Here is a 1,256-nt window from a genome sequence, read left to right as displayed (position 1 = left end):
ACGATGGCTAGGGGAGCTGAGAGGCTGGTCCCCCACACGGGCACTGAGATACGGGCCCGACTCCTACGGGAGGCAGCAGTAGGGAATATTGGGCAATGGGCGAGAGCCTGACCCAGCCATGCCGCGTGCAGGATGAAGGCTTTCTGAGTCGTAAACTGCTTTTGCCAGGGAAGAAAAAAGGGCGTGCGCGCTCTACTGACGGTACCTGGTGAATAAGCACCGGCTAACTCCGTGCCAGCAGCCGCGGTAATACGGAGGGTGCAAGCGTTGTCCGGATTTATTGGGTTTAAAGGGTGCGTAGGCGGCCGATTAAGTCTGGGGTGAAAGCCCGTTGCTCAACAACGGAACTGCCCTGGAAACTGGTCGGCTTGAGTACAGACGAGGGTGGCGGAATGGATGCTGTAGCGGTGAAATGCATAGATAGCATCCAGAACCCCGATTGCGAAGGCAGCTGCCTAGACTGTAACTGACGCTGAGGCACGAAAGCGTGGGGAGCGAACAGGATTAGATACCCTGGTAGTCCACGCCGTAAACGATGGATACTCGCTGGTGGCGATAGACGGTCACTGGCTTAGCGAAAGCGTTAAGTATCCCACCTGGGGAGTACGCTCGCAAGAGTGAAACTCAAAAGAATTGACGGGGGCCCGCACAAGTGGTGGAGCATGTGGTTTAATTCGATGATACGCGAGGAACCTTACCTAGGCTAGAATGCGCGTGACCGCCTCAGAGATGAGGCTTTCCTTCGGGACACAAAGCAAGGTGCTGCATGGCCGTCGTCAGCTCGTGCCGTGAGGTGTTGGGTTAAGTCCCGCAACGAGCGCAACCCCTATGGTTAGTTGCCAGCACGTAATGGTGGGGACTCTAGCCAGACTGCCTGCGCAAGCAGTGAGGAAGGCGGGGACGACGTCAGGTCATCATGGCCCTTACGCCTAGGGCTACACACGTGCTACAATGGACGGTACAGCGGGTTGCCAACCAGCGATGGTGCGCCAATCCCGAAAAGCCGTTCTCAGTTCGGATCGGAGTCTGCAACTCGACTCCGTGAAGCTGGAATCACTAGTAATCGCGTATCAGCAATGACGCGGTGAATACGTTCCCGGGCCTTGTACACACCGCCCGTCAAGCCATGAAAGTCTGGTAGACCTGAAGCCGGTGCTCCGCAACGAAGCCGGTTAGGGTAGAACAGGTAATTAGGGCTAAGTCGTAACAAGGTAGCCGTACCGGAAGGTGCGGCTGGATCACCTCCTTTCTGGAGC

1 rRNA gene is annotated in these 1,256 nt (G+C 56.8%); it reads left to right on the top strand.

Features of this window, described 5'->3' with window-relative positions:
- A 16S ribosomal RNA gene (locus MON38_RS22600) occupies positions 1-1,249 on the top strand; the annotation flags it as partial.
- Positions 1,250-1,256 lie beyond the last annotated feature (7 nt).

This window comes from Hymenobacter cyanobacteriorum, assembly GCF_022631375.1.
Taxonomy (GTDB): Bacteria; Bacteroidota; Bacteroidia; order Cytophagales; family Hymenobacteraceae; genus Hymenobacter; species Hymenobacter cyanobacteriorum.
Note: the sequence above shows the minus strand (reverse complement) of the source record. Positions and strands in the feature narration are given on the sequence as shown.